This window comes from Bradyrhizobium sp. USDA 4503 (assembly GCF_054055815.1).
In genome coordinates this window covers 5,838,886-5,864,684 of the sequence record NZ_JBSRXS010000001.1, presented here as the reverse complement: position 1 = coordinate 5,864,684, position 25,799 = coordinate 5,838,886, and the positions used below count along the sequence as shown (strand labels likewise).

The following is a 25,799-nucleotide window of genomic DNA, read 5'->3' as shown; positions in this document are numbered from 1 at the left end:
GCCGGCTTCAACCACGCGGCCGCAGAATATTATCTAACTGATTGATTCTGCTTGACCTTACGTGAAGCTTACTTGGACTTGCCGCCCGGAAGCAGCTGCATCGGCGACGGGGCCGGGGCTGAGCCGGGGGCGGCCGGCGTGCCGCACTTGCCGCTCTGTCCGCCCGGCGACTGGATGAACAGGCCCTGCACCTTGCCATTGTCGGCTTCGACGCGCGAGACGCCGGTGGTCATGTCGACCAAAAGGCGGTCGCCGCGCAGCACATTCTGGCACTGGGTCAGCACCACCTGGCTGCCGCCGCCGCCAAGCATCGTGATCAGATTGGTCTTGGTGTCGAAGATCGCGGTCTCGCCGGTGACGACCTGATCCTTCTGGGTCACGACGACATTGCCCTTCGCCTCCAGCCGCTTGATCGAGGAGGCGCCGCCGGGGCCCGGGGTTGCCGTCTGCATCGGCGCGGCGCCCTTGGCGTTTGCCCCCTTGGTGCCGGCCGGGGCGGGCGCCGGCGCCTGGGTCGATTTATCCTCGTAGAACACGACCAGCGTCTTCGACGTCATGGTGGTGTCGCCCTGCACGACCTTCACATTGCCGGCGAAGGTCGCCTCCTTTTTCTTGTCGCGCATTTCGAGCGAAGCAGCCTCGATCTGGATCGGCTGGTCGCGGTTCTGCGAGAAGCCCTGCATAGCGTTGGGCACGCCGCTCATCGAGCCCTGCGCGAACGCGGCACTCGCGGAGAAAAGCGCGAGCAGGAACGCCGCAATTGCCATGCCGTGCGGAAAACGTCTCATCATCAAAATCATTTCGTGTTGGCGGATTTGCGCGGCTTCGGCGGCGGCGGCGGTGGAGCGGGCTCGGCAGGCGGGGCAGCATTGTTGTCACCAAGCTTGTCGAGATTCATCACGACATTGCCTTCGAACCGCACCAGCTCGCCGCTGTTGTAGATCCGGAGCCTGTCGGCGGTCAGCGTGCCGTCGAGCAGCTTGACGTCGACATGCTCGTCCGACGACACGTTGCCCTTGTTGATGTCGACGAAGGCCTGCGTCAGCCTCGCCTCATAGCCGGTGGACGACTGCAGGAAGATGTCCTGGCGCAAGTCGAGCAGCTGCTTCTTGTTGTCGAAGAAGCCGGTGCGCGCATCCATCGTCACCGTCGACCGATCCTGCTGCGCCACCTTGGCGCGGATCGTCTTCAGCTCGACATGGTCGGGATCGGTGACATCCTGGATCGCCGCCTTGGCCCACATTTCGTAGGGCCGTCCGTCGTTGGAGAAGCCGGCGATATGCGGCGCTTCCATCGTGATCTTGGTGCCGGACACGACGAGGTTATCCATCTCGAGCGGCAGCTTGGGGATCAGGTCGTGGAACGGATTGAAGAGTGCGATGTAGATGATCACGGCCATCGCCAGCCCGACCATCGCGGGAACCGCGACGCGCAGAATCCGCACCATGCGACTGTGCCGCGCGGCGGCGGCAAAGCGCGCCTCGAGGCCCGTGACATAGGCTGGATTCTGAACCGAATTCACCTGAGCTCCAGAGGCGCGAAACTGCCCCTATTCTAGCCGGAGCCGCCCAAATATGCAGCCCGGACCTCACCTCGCGCCCCCGCAGCGGACCACGCGTGAACAGTTTGGCCGAAACGGGGCGGAACTGCCCCGGCCGAGACGAATTCGGCGCTCATCATGAATGGGCGAAAATGTCCTCGGCCTCCCAGCCGTCGAGATCGAGCCTGGCACGGGCGGGAAGGAAATCGAAGCAGGCCTGGGCGAGATCGGTCCGTCCCTCGCGCGCGAGCATGACATTCAACTTGTCGCGCAGCGCATGCAGGTGCAGCACGTCGGAGGCCGCGTAGGCGAGCTGGGCCTCGCTGAGGCTTTGCGCGCCCCAGTCGCTCGACTGCTGCTGCTTCGACAATTCGACGTTCAGCACCTCGCGCACCAGATCCTTCAGGCCGTGGCGATCGGTGTAGGTGCGCGACAGCCGCGAGGCGATCTTGGTGCAATAGACCGGCGTCGGCATCACGCCGAACGTGTTGTAGAGCACCGCGACGTCGAACCGTGCGAAATGGAAGATCTTGGTGATCTTGGGATTGGCGAGCAGCGCCTTCAGGTTCGGCGAATCGGTGTGGCCCTTCGGAATCTGGATCACGTCGGCGGTGCCGTCGCCGCTCGACATCTGCACCACGCAGAGCCGGTCACGGTGCGGATGCAGCCCCATGGTCTCGGTGTCGATCGCCACCGAGTCGGTGTAGCGGGACAGATCGGGCAGGTCGCCGCGATGCAGGCGGATGGTCATGCTGTCAAAAACCTCGTCGAATCGCTGTCGGAATAAACTACCGTCCAATCCGCCGACAGGCGAGCATGCGGCAGTCTTCGGATCGCGCATTGGTATCGGGGCCCGTCAGGGCCGGACACGAGCAGCGGGAATCCTTAATTGTTCCGGCACAGATAGTTCAGGGTGTACCGCCATTGTGCAGCGGAGACAATGGGTTGCTGTCCCCGCCGCGCGCCCCCCCCCCACGAGGGCGCGCCATCATTGCCAGCTGACGCGGAGGCCGAAGCGGCCAGTGATGTCCTCGCGATGGAGGCTGTCCACCGAGGTCGTGTAGCCGGCGCTCGCATAGGCGCTGATCGTGCGATTGAGCTGCGCGGAGATGCCGGCACCGATCTCGACGGCGGTGCCGCGGCTTTGCACGCCGATCAGGTCCGTCGTCGCGAACGCGATGCTGCGGTCATTCGCGGCCGTGTGCCAGAGATTGGCCTCGAGATACGGACGCAGTTCGGCCGTGCCGACGACGAAGGTTGAGGGAATGCGCACGCCGAGCCGCCCGGTCAGCGTATCGGCACTGCCGAGCGCGACGCTCGAAAACATGTCGTTGAAGCTGTCGAACGACTGCCGTTGCCAGATCAGCTGCACCTGCGGCTCGATCGCGAGAAAACTGTTCAGCGGGATCGGCGCGCCGGCTTCCAGCGATGCAGCGACGCCGGTGCCCGACACCCGTGCGCCGACCTGACGATCCGACTGCGGGCTTGCGCCGTAGAAACTGCCCATCAGCACGGCGTCGACATACCAGCCCGACGGGCCGACATGGGTCCAGTAGCCGCCGATATTCTGGCTGTCGATCGAGAGCGTGCCGGTGCGGACGTCGTTCAGGCCGAGCGCGAAGCCGCTGATGTTGCCGTTGGCCCAGCCATACGCATAGAAGAAGCCGGCGCGATCATGATGCTCGGGCGCGGACTGGAAGCGCAGGATGTCGACGCCGACCTGCACGCCGGCCATGGTGCCGTCGAAGGCGGGGCTGACCGTGCCGGCCCAGCTCTGCGAGCTGTGCGAGCCATAGGCACGCGCCCACGCCGCCGGCTGTTCGCCGCCGCTGGTCAGCAAGGCCTGATCGCCCTGGCGCTGATGGAAGGTGCCGAGCGTCGCCAGCCCGAGCTTTTGAGCCACCTGCGGCAGCGCCGAATAGACCGACACCTCCTCCCGGTAGAGCTGGACCGGTGCGGCGCCCGCCGGCGGCGGCGTCAGCGACGACAGATCCTCCGCAGGCAGCCCCGGAGGCGGCGGTACCACGTTGGGCGATAAAGGCGGCGCCGGCGCGGGCGCAGCCGGCGGCGCAGGCGAGGCCGTGCCGGGCAACAATGTCGAGCGCAGATACCAGTTGTTGGCGCTGCCGGCGGAGACGCCGCCGCGGAACAAGAGATATTCGTGCGCGCCCGCCACCACGGCGTTGGAGAGACCGAATGCGCCCGCAGCCGTGGTGCCGCCGTTGACGGCCTGCACCACCATGATGCCGTCGGCGGTGGTCAATGCGCCCGTGCCGCCGGCATTGGTCACGGTCACCGCGGTCGAGCCCGACGCATTGCCGCCGGAGATGACGAGCCGATCCGACGGCGACCCATCGCCGCCGAGCACGGTGCGCAGATAAAGCCCGCCGCCATTGCCGACATAGTTGCCGGCAATGGTCAGGCTGTTCGCCGCGGTGGCGCCGCCATTGGTCAGGTTGATGACGCCGGCATTGGTGACGGTGATCTGCGGGCCGCCCGGAAACGGCGTGATCGACGGATTGGCGCCGTTGCCCGCCAGCAGGCTGGTGCCGGCCGCAATCGACACATTGCCGGTCAGCGACGTCTGCAGCGTCAGCGAGCCGCTGTTGACGAAGGTGTTGGCGAAGGTGCCGGTGCCGGCCCAGGTCCAGTCATTGCCCTCCATCGTCAACGTCTGGAATCGCGCGAACGCATTGTTGGCCGCGCCGCTGCCTTGCAGCCGCACCTGGTTGCCGCCGCCGCCGCCATCGGCAAGCCCGACGATCTGCGAGCCGGTTTGCAGGATCATCGTCACCGCACCGCCGCCGCCCGCGAGCGCCGTACCGCTGTTGCCGGCGATCAGGCCGGCATTGACGATGGTGGTGGCGCCGTTGAGCGTGCGGATCGCGGGTCCCCCCTGGCTGATGATCTTGCCGCCGGCGAGGTTCTCGATGCGGGCGGTGAACGACGATCCGGCGGTGTTGGAGAACACGCCGTCGGCATTGACGCCGCGCGCCTCGATCGTGCCGCTGTTGCGCAACACGCCCGCATTGCCCTGCATGAACACGGTGTTGTTGGCGGTGCCGCCCGCGTCCCCACCGGTCGTGAGCAGCGTGCCGGTATTGGTGATGGTCGCAAACTGGCCGGCGGAGAAGATCGCACGGGCGCCTGCGCCGGCCGTGGTGATGGTGCCGCTATTGGTGAAGGTGTTGCTGTCGCCGGTCTGCACATAAAGGCCGTGCGATTGCGGGCCCTGGGTGGTGATCGTCCCGGTATTGATCAGCGTGTTGTTGTTGTGCTGCGTGAGACCGGTGATGGCAAGGCCGCGCGAGGTGCCGTTCTGCGTCGTGATCGCACCGTTATTGATCAGCGTGTTGCCGTTGCTGCTGGCGGCGATCGCATTGCTGCCGGCGCCCGAGGTCGTGATCACGCCCGACGCGCCGTTGGTGAAGACGTTGCCGTCGCCGCTGCCGAAGATGCCGGTGCCACCGCCGCTGATGGTCAGCGTGCCGTTATTGGTGGCGGCGCTGCCGGAGACAAGCCCGATCGCGGTCGCTCCGGCGCCGGGCGTGATGCCGGCGCCCTGCAGCACGTTCACGGTGACGTTCGAGCTGCCGGCAGCGGCCTGCACGCCGGCCGGCGAGGGATTCGGCGCTGCGGTCAAGCAGGTTACCGTCTGCCCGCTCGCCGGCGCGAGACTGTCGCAGGCGGCAAACGCCGGCGATGTGGACAACAGGCAACCGCCACTTAGAGCCGTGCACGACAGGATCGCCGCGAGCCGCGAGGAAACCATGCCCTTACTCCAACGTCGGCGCGAAACCGAGCCCCCGGCCTCGCGCCATCTGCTACCCCCGCCCCGCTCTCAGCTCATCCGATCGCTCCATTCAAACTTGAAACGATTTGCAGCGACCTGTTGCGCGGTCGCCACAGACGGAACCATGAGATGCATCCGCATGATTCACATCCTTGACGTGCGTACGCTTTCAAGGTTGTGAAGTACAGCATTCACCCGTTGCGGTTATCGACCGATACAACCGGAAACAAAATCGCCATGGCGTCTCGGTTGCGCCGCTGTCCCATTTTCTCGCCAAGTTCGACGTGGGCACGCAGCCAAGTCGGGGGCCAAGTCATTGCCGTGACGCGTTCAATTTCGAGGGAACTGTTGCCCGCGCGCCCCATGAAATCGGGCCGCGCCGACCCTATCTGTTGCCAGCCCGAACCCGCCTTCCCAATGAAATGAGCCTTATGTCCGACCAGACCATCGCCGCGCCGATCGACGACCAGCAGGAGCGCGGCTTCTCGCGGTACCAATCGTTCCTGATCGCGCTGCTTGCCTTCACGCAATTCACGCTGATCCTCGACTTCATCATCATGTCGCCCCTCGGCGCCATTCTGATGCCGTCGCTGAACATCACGGCCGGGCAATTCGGCGTCGCGGTCTCGGCCTACGCGTTCGCGGCCGGGATTTCCGGCGTCCTCGCCGCCGGCTTTGCCGATCGCTTCGACCGCAAGCGGCTGCTGCTGTTCTTCTATGTCGGCTTCATGCTCGGCACCGTGCTCTGCGCGCTGGCGCAGAATTTTCACGTGCTGCTGCTCGGCCGCATCGTCACCGGCGTGTTCGGCGGGGTGATCGGCTCCGTCGTGCTTGCCATCGTCACCGACCTGTTCCCGCTGCAACAGCGCGGCCGCGCCATGGGCATCCTGCAGACGGCGTTCGCCGCGAGCCAGGTGCTCGGCGTCCCGGCCGGCCTGTTCCTGGCCAATCACTTTAACTGGCACATCTGCTTCGTGGCCATTGTCGGCCTGTCGATTGCGGCGATCGCGGCGATTGCGATCGCGATGCAGCCGGTCGATGCCCATCTCAAATTGCAGCACGACAGCAATCCGTTCCGCCATCTGATCGCGACCGTGGGCCAGCCGCGCTACACGCTGGCTTTCCTGGTGACCACGCTGCTCGCGACCGGCGGCTTCATGCTGATGCCGTTCGGCAGCGCCTTCACCGTGCACAATCTCGGCATCGACATCGTCCACCTGCCGACGATCTATCTCGTCTCGGGCCTGTTCAGCATCATCATCGGGCCGCTGGTCGGCCGCGCCAGCGATGCGTTCGGCAAATATCCGACCTTCGTGTTCGGCTGCGTGGTGTCCGTCATCATGGTGCTGATCTACACCAACCTCGGCCACGTCTCGCTGCTGACCGCGATCCTGGTCAATGTGCTGATGTTCATCGGCATCTTCTCGCGCATGATCCCGTCCCAGGCGCTGATGTCGGCGATTCCCGACGCCAGCCAGCGCGGATCGTTCAGCGCGATCTCGGCCTCGGTGCAGCAGCTGTCGGGCGGGCTGGGCTCGGTCTTTGCGGCGGCAATCATCGCGGAAAATCCCGACGGTTCGCTGCTGCATTTCGACCGGCTAGGCTACATCGTCGTCGCAACGACCATCATTTCGATGATCGCGATGTATTTCGTGCAGCGGCCGATCGCGCGACGCGCGGGCCGGCGGATCGTGTGACGGCAGGGGCCGCTCGTTCCGGCTACGCGGGCTTCGGCAGCTACATTTGAAGCAAGGAAACGAGAGGAATTGCGCAGAATGCTTTGTCAAGCAAGGCCTTGCGAAGGCGCTGCGCAACACCGCGGAGCTTCGGGTGGTGTTCCACCAGCCGCTTGGTGCGGTCCACCGCGGACATCACTCCGGCGGCCTGTCGGCCGAGCCTGGTGAGCGGAATGAAACTGTCGAACAATGGCTCGTCGTCCTTGCAGAACAGCCGCTTGTACTCATGCGAGCCGAGGCCGAAGTCGAAGGCGCGATAGTGCCGGCCGGCAAAATGACGGATGATTTCCTGCATCAGGAGCAGGCCGGGACTGATTTCGCGTTGTCTGACAAAGTATAGGTGTTGAACATCGTCGAGAAGCGGTGGCCATCGGCAGCCAAGGCGAAGATCGCGATCACTTCCTCGTCGCATTCGAGCGCATGGATTTCGATGACACGGCCGCCGTGGGACAGCCTTGTCGTGCAGGCGGCGCGGATGAAGTTCTCCACCGCGCCTTCGGCGAACACATTGGACACCTTCCGCTCGGCCAACCGCTCCGACTTCACGCGGAAAAACCAGTCGAGCAGACGGGCAATGTCGGCATCAGTGGAGGCAACGTGATAGCGGTAGCCGGTCAGCTCCAGCAGTTTGCGCTGCTTGAGCTTCATGCGGCGGGAGGCATTGCCGATCAGGTTCGCGGCCGTTGCGCCCGGCTCGATTGTGCGCATCGGGCAGTTCAAGACCAGGGGCTCATGAGGCAGCAGCGCCAGCGGGTTTTGCACGCCGCGCCACTGCGCCGGCTGCTGGCGCAACGCCAGCACGTCGACTTTGTCACGCTTGGCGAGCATCGCCATGAATGCGTGGAGATCGGCCTTCGTGGCACCCAAGGCGAACCCACGCTCCCACAGGCCCATATTGAAGGTTGCGTGCTCGCCGCCCATGAAGCTCGCGCGGCGGACGCCGAGAACCGTTTGCAGAGCAAGCGGGAGCAAGCCCCGTGGTTGGCCATCGCCGTCACGCGCGATGACGATGAAAGGCGACAGTCCCGCGCGCTCACCGACCTCACGCTGCCAGGGGGCGAGGAAGTCGAACCGCTGAAAGGGCGTGATGGAATGACTCGAGTTCTCAAGACTCCGCCAGATCATCTCGGCGGCGTCGAGATCATGGACGACGTCGACGGCGGCGATGCGCGCTGATTGAGCTCGCGCCGTCCGGCTTTCGATCGCGATCATCGCCAAGCTCTGTCGTGGTGCATAGTCGGAGCGCGGCTGGGGCCGTCCAGTCGGCGCCCGATCTGAGCGTAATTCGATGCCGGGACAAAATTGGCAAAATGCCGCAGGACGAGAGAACTGGGATTACCTCCATCGTTTATTCGTTGGTCATGAAGCTGTCGCTTCGCGCGACGCGCGGGCCGACGGATCGTGTGACGGCAGGGGCTGCGGCGGCGATCGCCGGCGTTCTCAAATTCCCAGCATCGGCCGACGTGTTCAGCCAATCGCAAACATGTCGGCACGCTCAATGATCAGATCGCGGAATAGTCTTGCGCGGCGCGACATCCAATGCGGGTCAGGATAGACGAGATGCATCGGTAGCGATGGTACCGCATAATCCGGCAGCAGATGAACAAGCCGGCCTGCGGCGATGTGTTCGACGGCGCACCAGCTTGGTAGCACCGCGACGCCGAGCCCCTCAACCGTCGCGAGCGTCATCACGTCGGCGTCGTCGCAGGTCATGGACGGCGCGATCTCGACCACATGGCGGCCGGTCTCGGCTTCGAACGTCCACTGATTCCGCGGCGACAAGCGTGAATACGTTACGCTCGGCATGCGGCGCAGATGGTCGGGGAGGAGCGGGGCTTGATGCCGTGCGAGCAGTGAAGGGGCCGCCACCAGGAGGCGCTTGATGGTGCCGACGCGCCGCGCCACCAGCGAGCTGGAGTTCAGCATTCCGATCCGAATTGCCAGCTCCGTCCCGGTCTCCACCAGGTCTACGAACTGCTCGGTGAAGCTCGCATCGAGCCGCACGTCGGGATAGCGGCGAAGATACTCTGCGAAAATGCCGCGGAAAAAGTAGCGACCGAACGAGGTCGGCACAGTGATTCGCAAGGTCCCCGACGGACTGCGAACCCGGCTCTGCGCCGGCGTGCTGGCACTTTCCAACAGCGCGACGATATCCTTGGCGAGCTTGAGCACGCGATCGGCCTCCGGCGTCGGACGAACCTTGCGCGTAGTGCGGACGAACAGCCGGCAGCCGAACTCCGCCTCCAACAACGCCACGCGCTTGCTGATGGCCGGCTGTCCGAGGCCCAGATCGCTCGCGGCCTGGCTGAAGCTGCCGGCCTCCATCACGCGAATGAAGGTTTGCAGCGCATCGATTCGATCCATGCATTCCTCCCAGGAATTTGTAATATTCTTATCATTCCCTACATGGACACAGTCGATCCGGTCTAGCCTCTCGGTAACCAGGGAGGATCAACAATGAACAAATCGATCGGGATCGTCGGCGCCGGAATCGGGGGCCTGCATCTGGCTCTTTATCTCCAACAGCATGGGATCCAGGCGACGGTGCTGACCGACCGCACTCCGGAGCAGTACGCCTCGGCGCGGCTGATGAACACGGTCGCCCATCACAGCGTCACCATCGCGCGTGAGAACGAACTAGGCGTGAACCATTGGGATGACGCCGCCACGATCTACCACCACCACGACCATTTCTTTAATTTCCCAGGCAACGGGCTGCTGTTTCGCGGCGCGTTCAAGAAGCCGAGCCGGGCAGTGGATTACCGCATGTACCTGCCCGCGCTGATGAGGGATTTCGAGCATCGCGGCGGCAGCATCGAATATGCCAGCATCCAGGACGACGACATCCCGGCTCTGGTTTCACGCTTTGACCTTCTCGTCGTGTCGACCGGCAAAGGTGCGCTCGGGCGAATGTTCGCCCATCGGCCGGAGTTGTCCCCCTACAGCCAGCCACAGCGCCTGCTCTGCGTGGGCCTCTATGACGGCGTCGATCACGGCAGCCCGGACGGTGACGACCCGCGCGGTGTCACGCTCTCGGTGTCGCCCAGACATGGCGAGATGATCGTCATTCCGACGCTGTCATTCAGCGGCATGAAGACGGCGCTCCTGATGGAGAACATTCCCGGCGGCGACATGGCCGATCTGGTCTCGCTGAGCTACGACGCGGACCCTGCAGCCTTCCGCCAGACAATTCTCGACAAGCTGGAAAAGCATCATCCACACACCTACAACCGGATCGACACCCATCGCTTCGGGCTTGCCCAGCCGCTCGACCTGCTGCAAGGCGCGGTGGTGCCGACCGTGCGGCAATCGTCGGTCGCCTTCGATGGTGAGAAATTCGCCGTCGCGCTGGGCGACGTACATTCAGTGGTCGACCCGCTGATGGGCCAAGGCGCCAACATCGCCTCCTACGCCGCCTTCGAACTCGGCAAGGCGATCGTGGAAACGGTGGCCTTCGACGCACGCTTCGTTGAGGAGGTGGATCGCGCCCGCGAAAATCGCGTGTTCGCGGCTGCGCGCTGGACGAATCTGATGCTGCGGCCGCCGTCCGAGGCGATGGGTCGGCTGATCCTCACCATGGCGCAGGACCGAGAACTCTGCGACGAGTTCACCGATAATTTCAACTACCCGGAGCGTCAGTGGGATCGTGTCGCGACCGACAAGCGCATCCACGCTTGGATCGACAGGCGCGCGCCGCTCGCTGCCTGACGCAACAATGATCGCGAGCCGGCCGTACGGTCCACTTGCACCAGGCCGCGACTGCGTGCCGACAAACCATCTCTCGAACCACACGCCGAAAGGCGCGACCTCTTGCCGTTTCGCCATGGAGCGCGATCGATGAACCCGCATCCCGATCCGGCGAGCTTCCGGGCGGCCGCTGCGCGATTCCCCACAGGCGTGACAGTCGTGGCGAGCATCGACCGCAACGGCACTCCGGTCGGCATGACGGCCAACAGCTTCACGACCGTCTCCACCAAACCGCCGACCGTGCTGGTCTCGGTGATGCGAGGGCGGACCTGGCAGGCGATCATGGATTCGAAGCGTTACGCCGTGAATGTCCTTCACGCGGAAGATCTCACACTCTGCGCGCACTTCTCCGGCAGGCCGCAGGCCGAAAGCTCGCCATCGCTGGTCAACCGGGAAGAGTTTCCCGTCCTGTCGCAAGCGATCGCCCAGTTCGCTTGCGACGTGGTCCGGTCAATTGACGTCGCCGACCACACGCTGTTCATTGGCGAGGTCCGCTGGTGCCGGCAGCGAGACGGTTCCCCGCTCGCCTTCTATTCCAGCCGATTCTGCAACGGGCTCGGCATGACGATCGAGCCCGCGGAGGCAGTCGCCTATCCCGCCGACGGATGGGCGATCTAAGGCGAACCGCGAAGCCTTCGCGCGACGCCCCCTGGAGAACCCGAAATTTGCGGCGCACTGGAGCGGTGGCGCCACGGGGGAACGATCGCAAGCGCCAGCTGAGCAGGATGCCTGCCAAGCTCGTCAAGCCCGTCCTGAGATGGTGGAATGAAGATCGGGGACAGAGTCGAAGTCGTGGCGATTCCAGATGCGCTACCGGAATACACGGGAACGCGGACATTCTTCACGAGGTGTCTCGGCCGCCATTTTCCGACCGTCGATCTCAAGGGAGAACTGGTCGAACTCGAAGTCGGCGAGGTGGTCGACTAGTCCAGCTACATGTACTCGATTTGGATCGAACGAGATTACGTCCGTCGCGTCTAACGACGAGAAATGAGGGCCAACGGTAGAATCGCTGTCTCGCCTCTACCCTCGCTGGGTGACGGCTTGCCCGCACCCACCCCCCGGATACTGAGCGATTTCAATCGCTTAAAAAGGGGGTGGTGCCCAGGAAAGGACTCGAACCTTCACGGCCGTTAAGCCACTGGCACCTGAAGCCAGCGCGTCTACCAATTCCGCCACCTGGGCATGTGGAGCGGCTTAGTAAGGATCGGTTGCGCGCTTGTCAAATTCGCGATTGGAAATTCAAATACCCTGTACAGGATAAGGCCGATGGCGTATCGCCAGACGGTTAACCTACGTCAATCGCTCTCGAATCCCACAGGAATCACCCCATGGCATCGAACCTGGACACGCTGGTCACGGTCTTCGGCGGATCGGGTTTTCTGGGGCGGAACGTGGTCCGGGCGCTCTGCAAGCGCGATTACCGCGTCCGAGTCGCGGTGCGGCGGCCTGAACTGGCCGGCCACCTGCAGCCGCTCGGCCGGGTCGGGCAGATCCATGCCGTCCAGGCCAATGTGCGCTACCCGGCCTCGGTCGAGGCGGCGATGCGTGATTCGCACATCGCCATCAACCTGGTCGGCATCCTGGCCGAGGGCGGTGGGCAGAGCTTCGATGCCGTGCAGGTGAAGGGCGCCGAGACCATCGCCAAGGCGGCGGCCGCGGCCGGCGGGCGGATGGTCCATGTCTCGGCGATCGGGGCCGACGCGGATTCGCCCTCGAGCTATTTCCGCGCCAAGGCGGGCGGCGAGGCAGCGGTGCTGGCGGCCTTGCCGTCGGCCACCATCATGCGGCCGTCGCTGCTGTTCGGGCCCGAGGATCAGTTCACCAACCGCTTTGCGGCGCTGGCACGGATGTCACCGGTGCTGCCGCTGGTCGGCGGCGGGGTCAACACGGTGCAGCCGGCCTATGTCGGCGACGTCGCGGACGCCGTGGTCCATGCCGTGGACGGCGAGGCGAAGCAGGGCGCAGCTTACGAGCTCGGCGGGCCGGAAGTGCTGACCATGCGCGAGGTGATGCAGATCATCCTCAAGATCACCCAGCGCGATCGCATGCTGGCGCCGCTACCGTTCGGCCTCGCCAAGTTCCAGTCGTACTTCCTGCAGTTCGCGCCGGGGCCGTTCACGCTGACGCCGGACCAGGTCGAGATGCTGCGTTCGGACAATGTGGTGTCCGACGCCGCCAAGGCCGCCGGCCTGACCTTCGCAGGCCTCGGCATCTCGCCGGATTCGATGGAAGCGATCGCCCCGCAATATCTCTGGCGCTTCCGCGCGACGGGTCAGTTCCAGAAGAAGAGCGCGTAGGCAGCTCTCTCCACCTGTCGTCCCGGCCAAGCCAACGGGTCGCGCGAACGCGCGCCCGATGACAGGCTCCGCGCGAGCCGGCACGGCACCACTACGCTTTTCCCACGCTACCAAGCCCTTCCCCGTCATCCCCGCGCAAAGGCTTTGCCTTTGTCGCTGGAGGTGCGAGCCTCGAAGGATGAACGGCCGGGATCGGGGCCGTCGCCCTTCGAGACGGCCGCTTTGCGGCCTCCTCAGGGTGGCGGTGATGGGATGGTGTCCGTCGCGCCTTACCGTCCCATCGCCAGCGCGATCAGGCCGAGCGTGCCGACGATCACGCGCCACCAGGCGAAGAAGGTGAAGCCGCGGCGGGTGACGAAATTGAGGAAGGCCCGCACCACGATCATCGCCGTGATGAACGACACCACGAAGCCGACCGCGATGACGCTGAGATTGTCGGAGGTGAAGTCGGCCCGGTTCTTGTAGAAATCATAGGCGAACGCGCCGACCATGGTCGGGATCGCGAGGAAGAACGAGAACTCCGCCGCCGAGCGCTTGTCGGCGCCGAGCAGCATCGCCGCCACGATGCTGGCGCCCGAGCGCGACACGCCGGGAATCATCGCCAGGCACTGCGCGACGCCGATCCAGAAATACATCAGCAGCGGGAAGCGGGTCGCATCGTCCTCGTACACTTTGAGATCGAGCTGATCGACCCACAGCAGCACGGCGCCGCCGACGATCAGCGTGAAGCAGACCACCCACGGATTGAACAGGAACTCCTTGATGTATTTGCCGGCGATCAGGCCGATCACGACCGCGGGCAGGAACGCCACCAGCACGCCGATCACGAAGCGGCGGTCGTCGGGATTGGTGAACATTCCGAGCGCCACGCGCCACAATTTGACGAAGTAGAGCGCAAGGATCGCGAGGATCGCTCCGAGCTGGATCAGGATCGCAAAGCTCTTCCAGAAATTGCCTTCGCCCAGATTGAAGAAGCGCTCCGCAAGCAGCAGGTGGCCTGTCGAGGAGACCGGCAGGAACTCCGTGACGCCCTCGATGATGCCGAGAATCACCGCCCGCAGCATATCCGTCATCATGTTGTGGCCTGCCCTGTGTGGAAAACGGGATTCTTCTCGCTTATTCGCACATTGGCCGCAATCGCAAAAAATCGTCAAACAATGGGTTACCCGGCCGATTTGCTGAGCTATAGCGTTTTTGTGACCCGCACCATCTGCGGGGATGGCTACCGGTTTGCGTGCTGACGCGACATAGAGACGACCGGAACTAGTCTGGCCAAAGCACAGGTCCAGACCGCACAGGTTGATGATTTCTTAAGCGCCGCGAAACTACCAAGGGCTTCATGTACACGCTGTATCACCATCCGTTCTGTCCGCATTCGCGCTTCATTCGGCTCGTGCTCGGCGAGTATGGGCTCGATTTGCGCCTTGTGGAGGAACGGGTGTGGGAACGGCGCGAGGCGTTCCTGGCGCTCAATCCGGCGGCCACCACGCCGGTGCTGATCGCCGAGAGCTTTCCGCCGATTCCGGGTGCGCCTGTGATCGCCGAATATGTCGACGAGACGCACGGCCTCGATGCCGGCGATCGGCGGCTGTTGCCGACGTCGACGGCCGAGCGCGTCGAGGTGCGCCGGCTGATGGCGTGGTTCAACGAGAAATTCTTCGAGGAAGCCTCCAACCCGCTGGTGACCGAGCGGATCTACAAGCGGTTCATGAGCGAGGATAATGGCGGCGGCCCGCCGGCGCCCGACATCATGCGCGCCGCCAAGGTCAATGTGCGCTATCATCTGAGCTATATCGGCTGGCTGGCGAAGACGCGGAACTATCTCGCCGGCGACCGCCTGACCTACGCGGATCTCGCCGCCGCGGCGCATCTCTCGGCGATCGACTATCTAGGCGACGTGCCATGGAGCGAGGACGACGCGGCAAAGTCGTGGTACGCGCGGGTGAAGTCCCGCCCGTCGTTCCGCCCGCTGCTCAGCGAATGGCTGGCGGGGGTGCCGGCGTCGCGCACCTATGTGGACCTCGACTTCTGAACCCGGCGGTCAGGCTCTCCCCTTCCGATCTCAAGGCAGCGCTTCAGCGCGAGGCGCATGCGCTCGGCTTCGACGCCGTCGGCTTCACCGCGCCTGATGCGACCAGCGAGGCCGGAAAATATTTCCTCGAATTCCTCGGCTCCGGCGGCCATGGCGACATGGACTGGCTCGCGGCCAATCCGGAGCGGCGCACCGATCCGCGCGTGCTGTGGGGCGGCGTGCGCTCGATCATCATGCTCGGCGTCAATTACGGGCCCGACGACAACCCGCTCGACATCCTCGCGCGACGGTCGCATGGCGCGATCTCGGTCTATGCGCAGGGCGACGACTATCACGACGTGATCAAGAAGCGGCTGAAGGTCCTGGCGCGCTGGCTCGCCACGATCACCGGCGATGAGGTGAAGGTGTTCGTCGACACCGCCGCAGTGATGGAGAAGCCGCTCGCCCAGGCCGCCGGCATCGGCTGGCAGGGCAAGCACACCAACCTCGTGTCGCGCGAATTCGGCTCGTGGCTGTTTCTCGGCGCGATCTATTCGGCTACCGAGCTGCCGCGCGATGTTGCCGAGGCCGATCATTGCGGCAGCTGCCGCGCCTGCCAGGACATCTGTCCGACCGCGGCGTTCCCCGCGCCCTACAAGCTCGATGCGCGGCGCTGCATCTCGTATCTGACGATCGAGAACAAGGGTCCGATCCCGCACGAATTCCGCAAGAGCATCGGCAACCGCATCTATGGCTGCGACGATTGTCTCGCGGTGTGTCCGTGGAACAAGTTCGCGCAAGCGGGGCGCGAGCAGAAGCTCGCCGCGCGCGATACGTTGCGGGCGCCCGCGCTCGCCTATCTCGCACGGCTCGATGATGCGGCTTTTCGCGCGCTGTTCACGAAGTCGCCGGTCAAGCGCATCGGCCGCGACCGCTTCATCCGCAATGTGCTGATCGCGATCGGCAACTCCGGTGACGCAAGCCTTGTCGGCGAAGCGCAGCGTTTGCTCGACGATGCGAGCCCGCTCGTGCGCGGCGCCGCGGTGTGGGCGCTGTCGCAGCTGATTGCCCGCGACGCGTTCGCGGCGCTGGCATCGCGCGCCGGCGGCGAGCCCGACGTCACCGTACAGCAGGAGTGGCGCGCGGCCACCGCCTCTTGATTTCATCGCGCCATTCCCGTCATGGTCGCACGCCATGACAAACCAGCCCTTCTTCACCAGGCACGGCGACGGCTTCATGCCGACGGCCGTTGCGAACGGACCGTGGAGTCCGGAATCCCTGCACGGCCGCGTCGTGATCGGCCTGCTCGCCTTCGTCATCGAGGAGCGCCACGGCTCCGACGAATTCGTCCCGGCGCGGCTGACGGTCGACATGTTCCGGCTGCCCAGCATCACGACGCCGATCGAGGTGACGACCAAGCTCGTGCGCGACGGCATGCGCATCAAGATGATCGAGGCCGAGTTTGTCTCTGGCGGCACCAGCATGGCGCGCGCCTCCTGCCAATTGTTGCGCCGGACGGAAAATGCCCCCGGCAATGTGTGGTCGCCGCCGAACTGGAACGTGCCGGCGCCATCAGACATTCCGAAGCCGACCGATCCGAGGCTCGGCATGAACGGCAAATGGGAGACGCGGCCGATCGTCGGCCATATGGGCTCGCTCGGCGAGCGCCGGCTCTGGATGAGCGAGGTGCGCGAGCTCGTCGCGGGCGTGAAGATGACGCCGTTCGTCCATGTCGCGACCGGCGCGGATTTCGCCAGCCCCTTCGCGAATGCCGGCGACCAGGGGCTCGGCTACATCAACAGCGACGTCACGATCTATCTGCATCGCTTGCCGGTGACCAACTGGATCGGCTTCGAGGTCGTCAACCATCACGCCACGGACGGCATCGCGATCGGCGAATGCTGGCTCTATGACGAGAAGGGTCCGATCGGCACCTCCACGGTGGCCGCGCTCGCCCAGCGCAAGCCGATGACCAATCCGCCGCCGCCATGATTGTCATTCCCCGGTGCGCAATTGCGCACCTGAGGGCGATGCGCAGCATCGAACCCGGAATCCATCGGGCCGTAAAGACCAACGGAGAAATGGATTCCGGGTTCGCGCTTCGCGCGCCCCGGAATGACGACGGGGGGATTGAGGCTTAGACTAAGCCAGATGCCGCTGCATCTCCGGCCGCGCTTTCAGCTCCGCGCCCTGCTTGCCGACGATCTTGGCGATCCGCTTCGGCGCGAAGTTCAAATCGACGAAGGCCGGCGCGGTGTTGGCGACCTCGTGGTACTCCGTGATCTTGCCGTCGCGCAGCCGCATGATCGCGACGCCCTCGAACATCCCACGCGCGCCCTTGGCTTCCGGCAAGGTCGAGCGGTAGCTGAACGTGTAGCGCGCGTAGAGCGTCGTGCCATCGCTCACGGGATCATGCATCACCCAGCGGAAATCGGTCGCGGTCCGGTAGAACCAGTCGTCGATCATCTCGCCGATTTTGCCGTGGCCCTTGAAGGCACCGTAGAACACATCGTGATAGACGCCGTCCTCGGTGAAAAGGCTAGCGAAGGCCTTGCCGTTGCGCTGCTCGACCGCGTCGCAGAACGCGCGCAGCATTGTTGTCGTGTCCATTGGTATCCTCTCCCGGCTCCTCGCTTCTTCTTCCCTCTCCCCTTGTGGGAGAGGGTGGATCGAATGAGCGAGAGCTCATTCGAGACGGGTGAGGGGTCTGTGTCCGCGGAGAGAACCCCTCATCCGGCGCGGACATCGTCCGCGCCACCTTCTCCCACAAGGGGAGAAGGAAAAAAGCTTAGCCGATCTCCGCCACCGCGACGATGATGCGGGCGATGTCCTGCGGACGCGACAAGCGGTGGTCGCCGTCCTGGATCATGGTGAGCACGACATCTTCAGCCGGCAGGCGGTGCACCAGCGCGAAGGCGTGCTTCCACGGCACGTCGGGATCCTGCGCGCCCTGCAGGATGCGCACCGGGCAGCCGACGTCGATCTTGCTTCCGAGCAGCAAATGTTTGCGGCCCTCCTCGATCAGATTGCGTGTGATCGGATAGGGCGTGCCGTCGCCATAGTCGGACGGACGCAGCCACATGCCCTTGGCCTCGATCTCGGCGCGGACCTCCGGCGAGAAGGCCTTCCACATCAGCTCCTCGGTGAAGTCAGGCGCCGGCGCGATCAGCACGAGGCCGGCGAGCTGTGCTTTCCCGTTCCCGCGCCTGGCAATCTCGCGTGCGAGCAGCAGCGCCATCCAGCCGCCCATCGAAGACCCGATCACGACCTGCAGCCCGCTGCAGAACTGCGAGAACACCGCTACGCTCTCCTCGAGCCAGCGGCCGATGGTGCCGTCGGCGAAATCGCCGCCGGATTCGCCGTGGCCGGAATAGTCGAACCTGACGCAGCCGCGGCCGTGCTCGGCCGCCCACGTATCGAGCGCCAGCGCCTTGGTGCCGGCCATGTCGGACTTGAAGCCGCCGAGCCAGAACAGCCCGGGATTGCTGCCGGCACGGGCCCGCACCGCGATCCGGCGCGCCTCGCTGCCCTCGCCGACCTCGATGAAGGCAGGTTCCTGTTCCGATGCGGCGGTTTGGCTCATGGTTCGGTCACTCGCGTGTCAGACATCTGCTTTTCAATTGTCGCGCGGCACCGGTCAACGGCTGCGACCCCTGCCTTGCGGAGCAGACGAGCCCGCTATATGTGCCGGGCGTGGCCAAAATGCCTCGCAATTGGCGGTTTTGCCGCTTAAAGAAGCGAGTTCGCTTGCCCGTTGCGGCATCTTGCTTCAAAATATCCGCCTTCCCTTTCACAACTTTGGAGAGTTACCCATTCGCCGTCCCAATAGAGCCCCGCCCACAGTCGCCAAAGAAGGGCCGCGCACCAATGACGAGATTCGCAACGCACAGATCCAGCTGATCGATGCGGAGGGTGTCAATCAGGGCACCGTCGAAACCATGGTGGCCATCAAGATGGCCATGGAAGCCGGCATGGATCTCGTCGAGATTTCGCCGAATACCAGCCCTCCCGTCTGCAAGATCATGGACTACGGGAAGTACAAGTATTCCGCGCAGAAGAAGGCTGCCGAAGCTCGCAAGAAGCAGAAGGTCGTCGAGATCAAGGAGATCAAGCTCCGCCCGATGATCGACGATCACGACTATGACGTGAAGATGCGCGCGATGCAGCGCTTCTTCGAGGAAGGCGACAAGGTCAAGATCACCTTGCGCTACCGCGGTCGTGAGATGGCGCACCAGGAGATCGGCACCAAGCTGCTGGACAAGGTGAAGGCCGACGTCGCCGAATTCGCCAAGGTCGAGCAGGACGCGAAGTTCGAGGGCCGCCAGGTCGTGATGGTTCTGGCGCCACGCTAGTTCGAATTTGTCGCTTTGTTGAAATGAAATGGCCCGTCAGGCGATCTGGCGGGCTGTTTCGTTTCCGTAGCCCGGATGGAGCGCAGCACATCCGGGGGGCCGGTGCGTCCGCGGCGCGACCTGCCCCGGATTGCGCTGCGCTCCATCCGGGCTACCCGGTTCCGGCCCCGATTCCCCGCCTGAAACGTTGCAAAACCGCCGATCCTCTGTCATAAGCCGGGCCTTCGCCGCCCGGCTGATCAAGGGCTGCCGTGGCGACGTCTGGTGCAGGTTCTTTCAATTCGGAAAAAACCTTAGCACTTTCAACGCTCTAACGAGCATTTTAGCCGGCCGGACGCCTCTCGGGGCGATTTTCGTGCTGTGCGACAGGAGAGCCAAATGCCCAAGTTGAAGACCAAGTCGGGCGCTAAAAAGCGCTTCAAGGTGACCGCCACTGGCAAAGTCATGCACGCCCAGCGCGGCAAGCGCCACGGCATGATCAAGCGGACGAAGAAGCAAATCCGTCAGCTCCGCGGCACCCGCGTGCTGTTCAAGACCGACGGCGACAACGTCAAGAAGTACTTCTTGCCGAACGCCTGATCGCACCGATCGCTTGAACCCTCGCCGCGACTGCGCGGCGCCCCGTCACCTCTTCCAGATCAAGGATTTCCGTCATGTCTCGCGTCAAACGCGGTGTGACCGCTCACGCCAAGCACAAGAAAGTCTACAAGGCCGCCAAGGGCTATTACGGCCGCCGCAAGAACACCATCCGCGTCGCCAAGCAGGCCGTCGAAAAGGCCGGCCAGTACGCCTTCCGCGACCGCAAGCGCAAGAAGCGCACCTTCCGCGCGCTCTGGATCCAGCGCATCAACGCCGCGGTCCGTCCGTTCGGCATGACCTACAGCGTGTTTATCAACGGCCTCTCCAAGTCGGGCGTCGTCGTCGACCGCAAGGTGCTGTCGGATCTCGCGATCCACGAGCCGGTTGCGTTCCAGGCGATCGCCGAGAAGGCCAAGGCCGCGCTGGCCGCCTGATCCTGGCGGGGCGGCCCTAACGCGATTTGGGGCCCGCCTTCAGCGCCTTCTGCGAATAGCGCTGGGCGACGATCGCCCGGCAGAACGCCGTGAACGAGCGGTACATGGTGCCGCTTTCGTGGTCGTATTTGTGGTCGCAGCGCTTGAGCTGGCCGGCATAGGCCTTCTTCTGCGACGCTCCGAGGCCGGACAGGAAGTCCCCCTCGCACCTCTTCTCGACCACGGCGCCGAACTGGACGTCTCCGCTGGCGCCGTATTCGCACGCCTCGAAGATCTTCATCGCGCGGTTGCAGCTCGGCGCCTTCTGAAGCTCCGCGATGATGTCGTCCATCTGGGTCGATTTGGCGGGACATTCCTCGGTCGCGGCATGCGCCGTGGTGAGCATCAACAGCACCGCCGGCACGGCCAGGCAAGATCGCAGCAACATCGCGTGGGCCTCCTTGAACTCCCCTTGGGTAGCCCGGCCTCCGCGCGGGGTTCAATGCTGCCGGCCACCGGCTCGAAATGACCGGCTTTTCGCTTGACGTTACCGCCTTCGGGCGGCGACAACCCAGCCGAATTTTGGCGCATGGTACCGGTTCGGGTAGCGGTTCTTCCCACCGGATCATGCTCCGCTCAAGCGCAGGAATTGACCGTGTCCGACCTCGCAACGCTCGAACAATTCATCCTCGACCAGATCGCCTCAGCCGCTGACGAGGCCGCCCTCGAGGCGGTCCGCGTCTCGGCGCTCGGCAAGAAGGGCTCGATCTCGGCCTTGCTCGCCACCCTCGGCAAGATGTCGCCGGAGGAGCGCAAGACCGAAGGCGCGAAGATCAACCTCGCCAAGGATGCGGTGACGCAGGCGCTCGCGGCCAGGCGCGACGTGCTGAAAGCGGCCGCGCTCGATGCGCGCCTCGCCGCCGAGACCATCGACGTCACGCTGCCGCTGCGCGAGGCGCCGGCGGAGACCGGCCGCATCCATCCGTTGAGCCAGGTCTGGGACGAACTCACCACGATCTTCGCCGACATGGGCTTTGCGGTCGCCGAAGGTCCCGACATCGAGACCGACGACTACAACTTCACCAAGCTGAACTTCCCCGAAGGCCATCCGGCGCGCGAGATGCACGACACCTTCTTCTTCAACCCGAAGGAGGACGGCTCGCGCATGCTGCTGCGGACCCACACTTCGCCGGTGCAGGTGCGCACCATGCTGACCAAGCAGCCGCCGATCCGCGTGATCTGCCCGGGCCGCACCTATCGCATCGATTCGGATGCGACGCACACACCGCAATTCCACCAGGTCGAGGGCCTGGTGATCGACAAGGGCTCGCATCTCGGCCACCTCAAATGGATCCTGCACGAGTTCTGCAAGGCGTTCTTCGAGGTCGACCACATCAACATGCGGTTCCGGCCGTCGTTCTTCCCGTTCACCGAGCCGTCGCTCGAGGTCGACATCCAGTGCCGCCGCGATAAGGGCGAGATCCGCTTCGGCGAGGGCGAGGACTGGCTGGAGATTCTCGGCTGCGGCATGGTGCACCCCAACGTGCTGCGCGCCTGCGGCCTCGATCCCGACGTCTACCAGGGTTTTGCCTGGGGCATGGGCATCGACCGCATCGCGATGCTGAAATACGGCATCGCCGACCTGCGCCAATTGTTCGACAGCGACGTGCGCTGGCTCAGCCACTACGGCTTCAAGCCGCTCGACATCCCGTCGATCGCGGGAGGGCTGAGTACGTGAGTCAGGTTCTCCTTGACCTACGTCGCGCTCTCTCCGACAGCGCAACGTCCTTCCGAGCAAGTGGCTTGCGCCTCTCCCCAATCCTCCCCCGCAAAGGGGGAGGGAGCCCTGCCGCCGTCGCAAGCACGCTAGTCAACACCAACAAGAACCGAGGCATGCAGCCGTGAAGTTCACCCTCTCCTGGCTGAAGGAACATCTCGAGACCGACGAGCCGCTCGACAAGCTCGCTGACAAGCTCACCATGATCGGGCTCGAGGTCGAGAACATCGAGGACAAGGCGAAGGCGCTGGCGCCGTTCACCATCGCGCGTGTGATCTCGGCCGAGCAGCATCCGAATGCCGACCGGCTGCGTGTCTGCATGGTCGACACCGGCGACGGCGGCGCGCCGGTGCAGGTGGTCTGCGGCGCGCCGAATGCGCGTGCCGGGCTGATCAGCGTGTTCTCGCCGCCCGGCACCTACATCCCCGGCAAGAACATCACGCTCGGCGTCGGCACTATCAGAGGCGTCGAGAGCCGCGGCATGCTGTGCTCGGCGGCGGAATTGCAGATCTCCGAGGATCACGACGGCATCATGGAGCTGCCGGCGGACGCGCCGCTCGGCAAGGGCTATGCCGACTGGGCCGGGCTCGGCGATCCCACCATCGAGATCAATTTGACGCCGAACCGGCAGGACTGCACCGGCGTGCACGGCATCGCGCGCGATCTGTCCGCCGCCGACATGGGCAAGTTCAAAGACCCCGGCATCAGGCCGATCAAGGGCGAATTCCCCTGCCCGGTCGAGGTGAAGGTGGAAGACGCCACGCTGTGTCCGGGCTTCGCGCTGCGGCTGGTGCGCGGCGTGAAGAACGGCCCGTCGCCGGAATGGCTGCAGAAGCGGCTGACCTCGATCGGCCTGCGCCCGATCAACGCGCTGGTCGACATCACCAACTTCATGACCTACGACCGCGCCCGCCCGCTGCACGTGTTCGACGCCAAGAAGGTGCAGGGCAACCTCACCGTCCGCCGCGCCAAGGACGGCGAGACGCTGCTCGCGCTCGACGGCCGCACCTATACGCTCGACAGCAACATCTGCGTCATCGCCGACGAGCACGGCGTCGAATCGCTCGCCGGCATCATGGGCGGCGAGGCCTCGGGCTGCGACGACAACACCACCGACGTGCTGATCGAATCGGCGCTCTGGAACGAGATCAACATCGCGCAGACCGGCCGCAAGCTCGGCATCAATTCGGACGCGCGCTATCGCTTCGAGCGCGGCGTCGATCCGGCCTTCATGGTGCCCGGGCTCGAGCTCGCGACCAAGCTGGTGCTGGCGCTGTGCGGCGGCACGCCGTCCGAGAACGTCGTGGTCGGCAAGCAGTTCGGCGAGGATCGCGTCATCGACTTCCCGCTCAGTGAAGTGAAGCGCCTCGCCGGCATCGAGGTGCCGCTGGTCGAGGTGAAGCTGATCCTCACCCGGCTCGGCTTCATGCTGGCCGGCAACGGCCCCGTGGTGAAGATCGCGATCCCGTCCTGGCGCGCCGACGTGCACGGCAAGGCCGACATCGTCGAGGAGATCGTGCGCATCGTCGGCGTCGACAAGGTGCCGATGACGCCGTTCGAGCGCGGCGAGGAGCCGCGCAAGCCGGTGCTGACGCCGATGCAGCTGCGCACCCGCCGTGCCAAGCGCGCGCTCGGCGTGCGCGGCATGGTGGAAGCCGTGACCTGGTCGTTCATCACCAATGACGCGGCAAAACTGTTCGGCGGCGGCCAGAGCGAGCTCGTGCTTGCCAACCCGATCGCGGCCGATCTCTCCGACATGCGGCCGAGCCTGCTGCCGGGCCTCGTCGCGGCGGTTCAGGCCAACATCAATCGTGGCTATCCCGATGTGGCACTGTTCGAGGTCGGCCAGGTGTTCCGCGGCGACCGCCCGGAGGACCAGTTGGTCGCCGCCTCCGGCGTGCGCCATGGCTTCGCCTCGGCGAAGGGGATCGGGCGGCACTGGACCGGCTCGGCTGCGGCGGATGCGATGGATGCCAAGGCCGACGCCTTCGCCGTGCTGGCGGCCGCCGGCGCGCCGATGCAGGCGCTGCAGATCGTCCCCGGCGGTCCGGCCTGGCTGCATCCGGGGCGCTCCGGCACCATCCAGATCGGCCCGCAGAACGTGCTCGGCACTTTCGGCGAGCTGCATCCGCGTGCGGCCGAGGCGCTCGGCGCCGACGGCCCGATGATCGTGTTCGAGGTGATCCTCGAGCGCATCCCGCAAGGCAAGCAGCGGGCGACGCGCGCCAAGCCGGTGCTGGAGCTCTCGGCATTCCAGCCGGTGTCGCGCGACTTCGCCTTCATCGTCGATCGCGGCGTCAAGGCGGGCGACATCGTCCGCGCGGCGCAGAATGTCGACAAGAAGCTGATCACTGATGTGACCGTGTTCGACGTCTACGAAGGCAAGGGCATCGACCCCGACAAGAAGTCGATCGCGATCGCGGTGACGATCCAGCCGCGCGAGAAGACCATGACCGACCAGGAGATCGACGCGGTCGCCGCCAAGGTCGTCGCCGATGTGACCAAGAAGACCGGCGGCACGCTGCGCGGGTGATGTGAACCACAGGCGGTCTATTGCACCGTCACCCTGAGGAGGCCGCGTAGCGGCCGTCTCGAAGGGTCGACGGCCCCGCCTGTGGCCGTGCATCCTTCGAGGCTCGCTCTGCTCGCACCTCCAGCGACAAAGGCGAAGCCTTTGCGCGGGGATGACGGGTCTGAGTAGGGGCGCTTTGAGTTGCCAGCCAGCTAGTCGAATCTCGTTATCCTTTCATGACCTCCTTCAGCCTGATCCCCTCCGACATCTCGACCAGCATCGCGCTTGCGATCTGTGCGATCGCCTTCGTGTCGGGCACGGCGCGCGGCTTCTCGGGCTTCGGCTCGGCGCTGATCTTCATGCCGCTCGCGAGCAGCGTCGCGGCGCCGCGGCTGGTGGCGGCGCTGCTGCTCGTCATCGACTTCATCGCCGCCACGCCGCTGCTGCCGAACGCCTGGATCCATGCTGACCGCAAGGCGACCGCGGTCATGGTCGCCGGCGCCTTGGTCGGCGTTCCCATCGGCACCTATTTCCTGACGGTGCTCGAACCCGTCACGACGCGCTGGATCATCTCCTGCTTCGTCGCGGCGCTGCTCGCGCTGCTGCTGTCGGGCTGGCGCTATCACGGCAAGGAGCACGTCGCCCTCTCCGTCGGCGTCGGCGGCCTCTCCGGCTTCTGCAGCGGCCTCGCGCAGACCGGCGGCCCGCCGATCGTCGCCTACTGGCTGGGCCGCCCGATCTCGTCGGTGATCTCGCGCGCCAATATCGTGCTGTTCTTCGGTGCCTCGGACTTCTTCTCGCTGGTCAGCTACTGGTTCACCGGCCTGATCACGATCGAATCGGTCAAGTTCTCGCTGATCGTCGGCCCGATCTACGGCATCGGAGTCTGGTTCGGCGCCGCGCTGTTCGGCAAGGCGAGCGAAAATGTGTTTCGCGCGATCTGCTACGCGCTGATCGCCGCGGCCGTCATCGTCGGCCTGCCGGCGCTTGATGGCATCCTGCGCGGCGGCTAGGGTCGCAGCATTCAAAAGAGACCAGG

General features: G+C 64.9%; 23 protein-coding genes, 1 tRNA gene and 1 pseudogene. 14 read left to right on the top strand and 11 right to left on the bottom strand.

Annotated features, from left to right (window positions below):
• Nucleotides 1–68: 68 nt before the first annotated feature.
• From ACVMIH_RS27990 to ACVMIH_RS27975, 4 genes are all read right to left on the bottom strand, one after another.
• Nucleotides 69–800 (bottom strand): LptA/OstA family protein, encoded by a 732-nt coding sequence (locus ACVMIH_RS27990; protein ID WP_057020392.1) that lies wholly within the window; start codon nucleotides 798–800, stop codon nucleotides 69–71.
• Entirely contained in the window at nucleotides 797–1,522 is a 726-nt protein-coding gene (gene lptC / locus ACVMIH_RS27985; protein ID WP_057020391.1) for an LPS export ABC transporter periplasmic protein LptC, read from the bottom strand. Before lptC ends, ACVMIH_RS27990 begins: the two co-directional genes overlap by 4 nt.
• A gap of 154 nt (nucleotides 1,523–1,676) precedes the next feature.
• Nucleotides 1,677–2,291 (bottom strand): ribonuclease H-like domain-containing protein, encoded by a 615-nt coding sequence (locus ACVMIH_RS27980; RefSeq protein WP_057020390.1) that lies wholly within the window; start codon nucleotides 2,289–2,291, stop codon nucleotides 1,677–1,679.
• Between the two features lie 237 nt (nucleotides 2,292–2,528).
• Complete coding sequence (locus tag ACVMIH_RS27975) at nucleotides 2,529–5,312, bottom strand: autotransporter family protein (RefSeq protein ID WP_456864162.1); 2,784 nt, start codon at nucleotides 5,310–5,312, stop codon at nucleotides 2,529–2,531.
• 452 nt (nucleotides 5,313–5,764) lie between these two features.
• On the opposite strand from ACVMIH_RS27975, the gene ACVMIH_RS27970 reads away from it, so the two are divergent.
• Nucleotides 5,765–7,030 carry an MFS transporter gene (locus ACVMIH_RS27970; protein ID WP_057020388.1) on the top strand — a complete coding sequence of 422 codons (1,266 nt, stop codon included), beginning with the start codon at nucleotides 5,765–5,767 and terminating at the stop codon, nucleotides 7,028–7,030.
• A gap of 40 nt (nucleotides 7,031–7,070) precedes the next feature.
• Here the strand turns inward: ACVMIH_RS27970 and ACVMIH_RS27965 are convergent.
• Together ACVMIH_RS27965 and ACVMIH_RS27960 are read right to left on the bottom strand one after the other, a co-directional pair.
• A pseudogene (locus ACVMIH_RS27965) lies at nucleotides 7,071–8,281 on the bottom strand (GNAT family N-acetyltransferase).
• A 255-nt stretch (nucleotides 8,282–8,536) separates the two neighbouring features.
• Nucleotides 8,537–9,433 (bottom strand): LysR family transcriptional regulator, encoded by an 897-nt coding sequence (locus tag ACVMIH_RS27960; protein WP_057020387.1) that lies wholly within the window; start codon nucleotides 9,431–9,433, stop codon nucleotides 8,537–8,539.
• A 93-nt stretch (nucleotides 9,434–9,526) separates the two neighbouring features.
• Between ACVMIH_RS27960 and styA the strand changes: the two genes are divergently transcribed.
• The 3 genes from styA to ACVMIH_RS27945 all read left to right on the top strand — a co-directional run bounded on the left by styA (nucleotide 9,527) and on the right by ACVMIH_RS27945 (nucleotide 11,743).
• Nucleotides 9,527–10,777: a styrene monooxygenase subunit StyA gene (gene styA / locus ACVMIH_RS27955; RefSeq protein ID WP_253638188.1), complete on the top strand. Its 1,251-nt coding sequence runs from the start codon at nucleotides 9,527–9,529 to the stop codon at nucleotides 10,775–10,777.
• Between the two features lie 129 nt (nucleotides 10,778–10,906).
• On the top strand, nucleotides 10,907–11,434 hold the full coding sequence (locus ACVMIH_RS27950) for a flavin reductase family protein (RefSeq protein WP_253638189.1): 528 nt from the start codon (nucleotides 10,907–10,909) through the stop codon (nucleotides 11,432–11,434).
• Nucleotides 11,435–11,581: 147 nt separating this feature from the next.
• Nucleotides 11,582–11,743 carry a hypothetical protein gene (locus ACVMIH_RS27945; protein WP_456864160.1) on the top strand — a complete coding sequence of 54 codons (162 nt, stop codon included), beginning with the start codon at nucleotides 11,582–11,584 and terminating at the stop codon, nucleotides 11,741–11,743.
• A 171-nt stretch (nucleotides 11,744–11,914) separates the two neighbouring features.
• Here the strand turns inward: ACVMIH_RS27945 and ACVMIH_RS27940 are convergent.
• Nucleotides 11,915–12,001 (bottom strand) — tRNA-Leu (locus ACVMIH_RS27940).
• 146 nt (nucleotides 12,002–12,147) lie between these two features.
• On the opposite strand from ACVMIH_RS27940, the gene ACVMIH_RS27935 reads away from it, so the two are divergent.
• Nucleotides 12,148–13,116 carry a complex I NDUFA9 subunit family protein gene (locus tag ACVMIH_RS27935; protein WP_253638191.1) on the top strand — a complete coding sequence of 323 codons (969 nt, stop codon included), beginning with the start codon at nucleotides 12,148–12,150 and terminating at the stop codon, nucleotides 13,114–13,116.
• Between the two features lie 269 nt (nucleotides 13,117–13,385).
• Here ACVMIH_RS27935 and ACVMIH_RS27930 read toward each other — a convergent pair whose 3' ends face one another.
• Nucleotides 13,386–14,192, bottom strand: a complete 807-nt coding sequence (locus tag ACVMIH_RS27930) for an undecaprenyl-diphosphate phosphatase (protein WP_028341730.1) — start codon at nucleotides 14,190–14,192, stop codon at nucleotides 13,386–13,388.
• A 263-nt stretch (nucleotides 14,193–14,455) separates the two neighbouring features.
• On the opposite strand from ACVMIH_RS27930, the gene ACVMIH_RS27925 reads away from it, so the two are divergent.
• Genes ACVMIH_RS27925 through ACVMIH_RS27915 form a run of 3 tightly spaced genes read left to right on the top strand, consistent with a single transcriptional unit; the run spans nucleotide 14,456 to nucleotide 17,119 of the window.
• On the top strand, nucleotides 14,456–15,148 hold the full coding sequence (locus ACVMIH_RS27925; RefSeq protein WP_057020382.1) for a glutathione S-transferase family protein: 693 nt from the start codon (nucleotides 14,456–14,458) through the stop codon (nucleotides 15,146–15,148).
• On the top strand, nucleotides 15,097–16,287 hold the full coding sequence (gene queG / locus ACVMIH_RS27920; RefSeq protein WP_456864158.1) for a tRNA epoxyqueuosine(34) reductase QueG: 1,191 nt from the start codon (nucleotides 15,097–15,099) through the stop codon (nucleotides 16,285–16,287). The genes ACVMIH_RS27925 and queG overlap by 52 nt, the downstream gene beginning before the upstream one ends.
• Before the next feature lie 34 nt (nucleotides 16,288–16,321).
• On the top strand, nucleotides 16,322–17,119 hold the full coding sequence (locus ACVMIH_RS27915) for an acyl-CoA thioesterase domain-containing protein (protein ID WP_057020380.1): 798 nt from the start codon (nucleotides 16,322–16,324) through the stop codon (nucleotides 17,117–17,119).
• A 150-nt stretch (nucleotides 17,120–17,269) separates the two neighbouring features.
• Here ACVMIH_RS27915 and ACVMIH_RS27910 read toward each other — a convergent pair whose 3' ends face one another.
• Nucleotides 17,270–17,737, bottom strand: a complete 468-nt coding sequence (locus ACVMIH_RS27910) for a nuclear transport factor 2 family protein (RefSeq protein ID WP_057020379.1) — start codon at nucleotides 17,735–17,737, stop codon at nucleotides 17,270–17,272.
• A 178-nt stretch (nucleotides 17,738–17,915) separates the two neighbouring features.
• The gene (locus ACVMIH_RS27905) at nucleotides 17,916–18,710 is read right to left on the bottom strand and encodes an alpha/beta hydrolase (RefSeq protein ID WP_057020378.1); all 795 of its coding nucleotides are present in this window, start codon (nucleotides 18,708–18,710) and stop codon (nucleotides 17,916–17,918) included.
• Nucleotides 18,711–18,939: 229 nt separating this feature from the next.
• Here ACVMIH_RS27905 and infC point away from each other — a divergent pair, with 229 nt between their 5' ends.
• The 3 genes from infC (at nucleotide 18,940) to rplT (ending at nucleotide 20,492) form a co-directional block, all read left to right on the top strand.
• Nucleotides 18,940–19,479: a translation initiation factor IF-3 gene (gene infC / locus ACVMIH_RS27900; protein WP_026192043.1), complete on the top strand. Its 540-nt coding sequence runs from the start codon at nucleotides 18,940–18,942 to the stop codon at nucleotides 19,477–19,479.
• A 378-nt stretch (nucleotides 19,480–19,857) separates the two neighbouring features.
• A complete protein-coding gene (gene rpmI, locus ACVMIH_RS27895; protein ID WP_008539890.1) occupies nucleotides 19,858–20,058 on the top strand; it encodes a 50S ribosomal protein L35 in 201 nt (66 codons plus the stop codon).
• 74 nt (nucleotides 20,059–20,132) lie between these two features.
• On the top strand, nucleotides 20,133–20,492 hold the full coding sequence (rplT, locus tag ACVMIH_RS27890; RefSeq protein ID WP_018269297.1) for a 50S ribosomal protein L20: 360 nt from the start codon (nucleotides 20,133–20,135) through the stop codon (nucleotides 20,490–20,492).
• Between the two features lie 16 nt (nucleotides 20,493–20,508).
• Here the strand turns inward: rplT and ACVMIH_RS27885 are convergent, their stop codons facing one another.
• Nucleotides 20,509–20,919, bottom strand: a complete 411-nt coding sequence (locus ACVMIH_RS27885; RefSeq protein ID WP_057020377.1) for a hypothetical protein — start codon at nucleotides 20,917–20,919, stop codon at nucleotides 20,509–20,511.
• A gap of 207 nt (nucleotides 20,920–21,126) precedes the next feature.
• Between ACVMIH_RS27885 and pheS the strand changes: the two genes are divergently transcribed.
• From pheS to ACVMIH_RS27870, 3 genes are all read left to right on the top strand, one after another.
• Nucleotides 21,127–22,209 (top strand): phenylalanine--tRNA ligase subunit alpha, encoded by a 1,083-nt coding sequence (gene pheS / locus ACVMIH_RS27880; RefSeq protein WP_456864155.1) that lies wholly within the window; start codon nucleotides 21,127–21,129, stop codon nucleotides 22,207–22,209.
• 163 nt (nucleotides 22,210–22,372) lie between these two features.
• Nucleotides 22,373–24,781: a phenylalanine--tRNA ligase subunit beta gene (pheT, locus tag ACVMIH_RS27875; protein ID WP_456864153.1), complete on the top strand. Its 2,409-nt coding sequence runs from the start codon at nucleotides 22,373–22,375 to the stop codon at nucleotides 24,779–24,781.
• 215 nt (nucleotides 24,782–24,996) lie between these two features.
• Nucleotides 24,997–25,773: a sulfite exporter TauE/SafE family protein gene (locus ACVMIH_RS27870; protein ID WP_456864151.1), complete on the top strand. Its 777-nt coding sequence runs from the start codon at nucleotides 24,997–24,999 to the stop codon at nucleotides 25,771–25,773.
• Nucleotides 25,774–25,799: the final 26 nt, after the last annotated feature.